Here is a 6,543-nt window from a genome sequence, read left to right as displayed (position 1 = left end):
CTTTTTTAATTCCATGTTTTATCTACTTACTTGTATTTATTAAGCTTTATCGACTTTTTAGGCCTTTTTCTGAAAGAAGATCCGTTAAAAGATTGACTAATAACCATTGGAATTTTTCGGAGTCGTGCAACTACGACGTATGATGAACTCAGTTGGTACTACAGTACGTGAATAACTACGCTCACCATTTTCTATTTGATCAACTAATATTTTTAAGCAACGGCGTCCAAGTTCGGTGAAATTTTGGCGAACGGTGGTTAACGGAGGGGTAAAATAAGCTGCTTCAGGAATATCGTCAAAACCTATTATACTAATATCTTGTGGTATATGGCGATTGGCTTCATATAGTAGATGTAAAAGTCCCAATGCCATTTGATCATTACTTACGAAAACTGCAGTAACGTTAGGTTGTTGTATAAGTTGTTGTCCGATTTCGTAAGCAGAGCGTGGACTCCAATCTCCACGCCAAAGTCGTGGAATAGGTGCGCCAGCATCAGTTAGTGCTTGACGCCAACCATCAATACGCTGTTCGGCTTCTAGCCAATCTGAAGGTCCACTAATATGCCAGACAGTGTGATGCCCAAGTTCAAGCAAATATCTAGTTGCAATAAAAGCGCCACCAAATTGATCAACTGCAACTACAGGTACGGAGTCATTAGGTCCAGCTTCAACAGCAACAATGGGAATATCGATTGACAAGTTTTGCAAAGCTGTGACGGCGGGTTTTTGTGGGGTAATAACTACAATGCCATCTACACCCTGGCTACGTAAGCGCAAAATCGCCAGCGCTACTGATTCACGAGTTTGCGCCTGCAGACTTGCGATGCCGACGTGATATCCGGCTTCATGTGCAGCTTGTTCAATACCAAGTAATGTCGAGGCTGGTCCATATAGTGTTGTATCAAAGCTGACCACACCTAAAGTGCGAGAGCGTCCAGTGACGAGTGCCTGAGCAGCCAAGCTAGGATGATAATCAAGCTTTGTAATAGCAGCAAGAACACGCTCGCGAGTTTCAAGTCGAACTTGAGAACTATGGTTAATGACACGAGATACCGTTTGATATGAAACACCAGCTAATTTGGCGACGTCAACTATTCCGGCAGCTCGTCGTTTAAAAATTTTGTTTTTTTTATTTTTTGTTTTTAAATTCATAAATAATTAAAAAATAAAATTTATCAAGTTGGATACTTACTCTTAATATCTAAGAAATGACAGTACCTTGAACATATTTAAACTGTATAAACAATAAGAATATTTTTTTAAATACGGCGCAATCATTGTTTCATGAGCCACTTGTAAAAGTCACACAATAGCCTTTTCCTCGCCACTCTCGCGAAAGCTTAGAGTCCATAACATATTGTTTTTGCGGGACATTTACGGATACGAGGCTTTCGTGGTAATGACGTTATTGTTATTATAATTATTAATTCCATTGACTTTTGCAAGTGGCTCTCATGTGAGTATTTTTTTGTAAATAGGATAATTTGCTTCTTGACAACTTGAATGTGAACGTTCACAGTCCCAGAAAATTTAATGTGAACGTTCACAGTTGCTAGGCAATCTACTGCAAGGTGTTTTAATGGCCGATGAAGCATATGTGGTGGGTATTGATTTTGGCACTGATTCGGCCAGAACTGTTATTGTTGACGCTCATGATGGAACAATTGTTAGTATTTCTGTCTCAAATTATCCACGTTGGTCAACAGGTCTTTATTGTGATGCCAGCGTAAATCAATTTCGACAACATCCATATGATTATCTTGAAAGTATGGAGGTATCGGTTAAGTCTGCATTGAAACAGGCGGGTAAAGCTGTAACTAATAAAATTAAAGGTATTGCAGTTGATACAACAGGATCAACGCCGGTGCTCGCTGATGGGCAGGGACAACCACTCGCCCTCTTACCTGCCTTCAGCGAGAACCCTAATGCTATGTTTATGCTTTGGAAAGACCACACGGCAGTCGTTGAAGCTGAATTAATCAATGAACTCGTCGGTAATTGGCAACCTTGTGATTATTTAAAATACGTTGGTGGTTTATATTCTGCCGAATGGTTTTGGGCAAAAGCTCTTCATATTTTTAATATAGACAAAGCGATAGAAAAAACCGCGGTTACATTGATTGAACATTGTGATTGGATTCCGATGGTACTTACTGGTATATCGGATATAAATCAAATCAAACGTAGTCGTTGTGCTGCTGGTCATAAAGCTTTGTGGCACAAAGAATTTAATGGCTATCCAGCAAATGATTTTTTAGCAAAACTGCATCCTAGTTTTCCTAAATTGGTATCTACCTTCGGTACCCAGACATATACTGCTGATCAGCCATTTGCAATTATTTGCAGAACTTGGGCTGACAAGCTCGGACTTGCTAATGATGTCATTGTTGCAGTTGGTGCTTTTGATGCACATATGGGTGCAGTTGGTGGGGGTATAGGTCCACATAGTCTGCTTAAGGTTATAGGTACTAGCACTTGTGACATGCTTGTAACGCCTAAACCACCCGCCGGTGAAAGTGAAATTTTTGTTCCTGGTATATGTGGCCAGGTTGACGGTTCAATTATACCAGGTATGATTGGGTATGAAGCCGGACAATCGGCTTTCGGTGATGTTTACGCATGGTTTAAAAATATTTTAGAGTGGCCTTTAAAAGAAGTTCTTCCTTCATTAGCTATTACTGATAGCGTAACACAGCAGACAATAAGTGATACGCTTAGCAAGCGTATACTTGTAGATTTAGAAGCATGTGCGCAATCGCTTGACCTGCAAGAAAATACTCTAGTCTCTATTGATTGGATGAATGGTCGTCGTACACCTGACGCCAATCATCGTCTTAAAGGAGCTATATGTGGCATATCATTAGGTACTGATGCTCCACGAATCTTTAAAAGCTTAGTTGAAGCTACCGCATATGGATCTAGGGCTATTACTTCTCGTTTTAAAAAAGCTGGCGTGCGAATTGATGATGTTATCGCAATTGGTGGAGTGGCTACTAAAAGTTCTTTTGCTATGCAGGTTTTAGCTGATGTGCTGAATCTTAAAGTTATAGTACCAAGTGGAGAGCAATCAGTTGCATTAGGTGCCGCGATGTTTGCTGCTACAGCAGCAGGTCTTTATCCCTGTGTTGAAGAAGCACAAAAAGCTATGGTCTGCAAAAAGCAAACTATCTATCAACCCAATGTCGCAAATATTAATATTTATGACAAACTATATAGAAAGTATGAAAAAATGGGTACATACATTGAACAAGATTATATTGACAAGAGCTAAACTATTTAGGCGAAAAACAACAGGTAATGCTATATATAGTATCATACAGGTGAATGAGTAATGTCTAAAAAAGAGCTTAATTGTACTGAAGTTTGGTTGCTCACGGGTACTCAACATTTATATGGTGATGAAACTTTAAAGCAAGTTTCAACCAATGCTAATGAGATAGTTAACTATTTTAATAGCAATGTTGAACTACCGATTAAAATAGTATGCAAAAATATACTTACTAATTCAGAAAGTATTAAGGCTGCATGCCTTGAAGCCAATGCAAATGCTGACTGTATAGGCATCATTGCCTGGATGCATACTTTTTCACCCGCAAAGATGTGGATCGCAGGTTTAGTGCAGCTAAAAAAACCATTTGCTCATCTACATACCCAGTATCATCGCGAGATACCTTGGGACAAAATCGATATGGATTTTATGAATTTAAATCAGTCGGCTCATGGTGACCGCGAGTTTGGTTTTATCAGTGCACGATTACGTCAGAGGCGAAAGGTAATAGTTGGCCATTGGCGTGATGATGATGTTGCATATGAGTTAGATAATTGGATGCGAGCAGCACTAGCTTATGCCGATGGGCAAAAACTTAAAATTGCTCGTATAGGTGGAATGAATATGCGCGATGTTGCAGTTACCGGTGGTGATCGTGTTGAAGCGCAGATTCAACTTGGCTGGTCGATTAATGGCTATGGGGTAAGTGATTTAGTCGAACACATTAAAGCCGTAAGTGAGAGTGATATTACTACAGTTATTGAACAGTATGAGTCACAATACAATTTAATGCCAATACTGCAAAAAAATGCTGAGCGTCATCAAGAGTTGCGCGAGTCGGCTCGGCAAGAAATTGGTCTACAAACTTTTCTTAATGAAGGTAATTTTAAAGCCTTCACGACAACGTTTGAAGATTTATATGGACTCGAACAATTGCCAGGCCTAGCATGCCAACGTTTAATGGCTGCAGGTTATGGTTTTGGGGCTGAGGGTGATTGGAAAACTGCGGCTTTAGTACGTGCTATGAAAGTTATGTCTCAAGGGTTATCTGGCGGTGTATCATTTATGGAGGATTATACCTATCACTTGGTACCGAATGATGAACTAGTACTCGGTGCACATATGCTTGAGGTATGTCCATCTATTGCGGCTGAGCGTCCTGCACTTGAAATACATCCATTAGGTATAGGGGGTAAAAAAGATCCATGCCGTTTAATTTTTGCGGCAGCACTAGGGTCGGCTATTAATGTGAGTTTAATTGATATGGGTGGACGTATGCGTCTCATTATGGGAGAGCTCGATGTCGTGGCCCCACAGCATCCCATGCCTAAGTTACCGGTGGCATACGCCTTATGGCGTCCACGGCCTGATTTCAAACAGGGATGTCAGGCTTGGATATTATCAGGAGGATCGCATCATGCGAGTTTTGCACAGGCGCTCGATCCCAAGATAATTGAAGACTATGCCACCATGGTCGGCATCGAGCTTATCTCTATTAATAGTGAAACAAAAATTCGTGAGTTAAAGCAGGAATTATTTTTAAACGATATGGCTTATCGCTTGTCTCGCTAACAATTTTGGCGGTTATCAGGAGTTTTAATGCAAACACCATATAGCGAATTAAAGGAGCTAGCATATTTGGCTAATATGGAAATTCTGCAACAAAAGCTAGCTATCTATACATTTGGTAACGCTTCAGCATTTGATGCTGAAAAAGCAGTTTTGGCAATTAAGCCAAGTGGGGTTGCCTATAAGCAACTTTCTGCTAATGATATAGTAGTCGTAGATCTCGATGGCAATATCGTCGAAGGGGACTTGCGTCCTTCTTCGGATACTAAGACTCATATTATTCTTTATCGTAGGTTTACTGGTATAGGCGGCATTGTTCACACCCATTCACCCTATGCAACCGGTTGGGCACAAACCTCTAGTGCTATTCCAATTTATGGCACTACTCATGCTGATTTTCTTACTGAAGATATTCCTTGCGCTGAATTATTGGATGCCGAGAGTGTTGCTGGCGATTATGAGATTGCAACCGGCAATCAAATAATAAACTGTTTTCAAACGCGTAATTATTTGCATACTCCCATGGTTTTAGTGGCCGGTCATGGACCTTTTACATGGGGAGAAACTGCTGCTAAAGCTGTGTATCATGCAGCGGTATTAGAAGAACTCGCTAAAATGGCTTTTATTACACGAACGCTTGTGCCTCAGACGCAGCGTTTGCCTGAATATATTATTAAGAAACATTTTAACCGCAAGCATGGTAAGGAGGCTTATTACGGTCAATTATAATCTAACTAATTTTTAAAAGTTAACAATGTAACATTTTACTAATTAGATTAACTATTAAAGTAGTTTTTAAGAGAAAGGAGTAAATAACACAAACTAACTATCATATCGATGTTATATATTAAGTGTTTTAGTGTGAGCATTTCAAGTTATTTGTCATCAAACCTTAACATTAGCATGTCAATTTGGGAGTGGAGGAAAGCCGATGCAAAAGAAGTTTAAATGGTTTCTTGTATGTTTAATGATACTTGCCCCGACTTTATCTTTTGCTAGTAAGAAGAAGACTTACCAATATAAAGATATGGTAGTCGGGTTCATTCAAACTGGATCAGAAGGAGGCTGGCGTACGGCAAACACTAGCTCTTTTAAAGAGACAGCCAATCGACTTGGTATAAAGCTTAAATTTTATGACGCACAAAATAAGCTTGAGAATCAAGTGTCAGCTTTTCGTAACTTTATTGCTGATCCAAAAGTTAATGTTATTATTCTAGCTGCACTTGAAACAACAGGCTGGGAAGATGTTTTAAAAGAAGCAAAATCGGCTAATAAGCTTGTAGTTTTAGAGGATCGCCGCATTGATGCCCCTGAAGATCTCTATGCTACTTATATTGGCTCAGATTTTGCTGAAGAAGGGCGTAAAGCTGCTGTTGAGATGTGCAAATTGCTTAAAGGAAGCGAAAATAAAAATGTAGTTGAGTTAGTTGGTAATGTTGGTTCATCTGCAGCTAAAGATCGCGGTCAGGGATTTCGTGAAAAAATGGGCGAATGCGGCATTAAAATTATTGAAAGCCAAACCGGAAATTGGAGTGCAACAGAAGGCAAGGCAGTTATGGAAGCTTGGCTAAAGAAGCATCCAGGCAAAGAAATTGCAGCCGTATTTGCGCAAAATGATGAAATGGGCCTTGGTGCGGCACAAGCAATTAAAGAAGCAGGTTTAAAACCAGGCAAAGATGTAAAAATATTATCAGTGGATGCCACGG

5 protein-coding genes are annotated in these 6,543 nt (G+C 39.9%); 4 read left to right on the top strand and 1 reads right to left on the bottom strand.

Going from position 1 to position 6,543, the window contains the following annotated elements:
- Window positions 1-96: 96 nt before the first annotated feature.
- Window positions 97-1,152 (bottom strand): LacI family DNA-binding transcriptional regulator, encoded by a 1,056-nt coding sequence (locus JW841_11165; protein MBN1961496.1) that lies wholly within the window; start codon window positions 1,150-1,152, stop codon window positions 97-99.
- A gap of 427 nt (window positions 1,153-1,579) precedes the next feature.
- Between JW841_11165 and JW841_11160 the strand changes: the two genes are divergently transcribed.
- The 4 genes from JW841_11160 to JW841_11145 all read left to right on the top strand — a co-directional run.
- Complete coding sequence (locus JW841_11160) at window positions 1,580-3,271, top strand: ribulokinase (protein ID MBN1961495.1); 1,692 nt, start codon at window positions 1,580-1,582, stop codon at window positions 3,269-3,271.
- Window positions 3,272-3,331: 60 nt separating this feature from the next.
- The gene (gene araA / locus JW841_11155) at window positions 3,332-4,840 is read left to right on the top strand and encodes an L-arabinose isomerase (GenBank protein MBN1961494.1); all 1,509 of its coding nucleotides are present in this window, start codon (window positions 3,332-3,334) and stop codon (window positions 4,838-4,840) included.
- Window positions 4,841-4,867: 27 nt separating this feature from the next.
- On the top strand, window positions 4,868-5,566 hold the full coding sequence (araD, locus tag JW841_11150; protein MBN1961493.1) for an L-ribulose-5-phosphate 4-epimerase AraD: 699 nt from the start codon (window positions 4,868-4,870) through the stop codon (window positions 5,564-5,566).
- Between the two features lie 202 nt (window positions 5,567-5,768).
- The coding region (locus tag JW841_11145) for an ABC transporter substrate-binding protein (protein ID MBN1961492.1) at window positions 5,769-6,543 on the top strand (775 nt) is incomplete at its 3' end.

Source organism: Deltaproteobacteria bacterium, assembly GCA_016931625.1.
In the GTDB taxonomy this organism is placed as follows: Bacteria; Myxococcota; XYA12-FULL-58-9; order XYA12-FULL-58-9; family JAFGEK01; genus JAFGEK01.
This window is presented reverse-complemented; position numbering and strand designations above follow the sequence as displayed.

Excerpts from the sequence above, each read along its gene's own strand:
- JW841_11165 (MBN1961496.1), bottom strand. The coding sequence starts at position 1,152 with ATGAATTTAAAAACAAAAAATAAAAAAAACAAAATTTTTAAACGACGA.
- JW841_11160 (MBN1961495.1), top strand. The coding sequence starts at position 1,580 with ATGGCCGATGAAGCATATGTGGTGGGTATTGATTTTGGCACTGATTCG.
- araA (MBN1961494.1), top strand. The coding sequence starts at position 3,332 with ATGTCTAAAAAAGAGCTTAATTGTACTGAAGTTTGGTTGCTCACGGGT.
- araD (MBN1961493.1), top strand. The coding sequence starts at position 4,868 with ATGCAAACACCATATAGCGAATTAAAGGAGCTAGCATATTTGGCTAAT.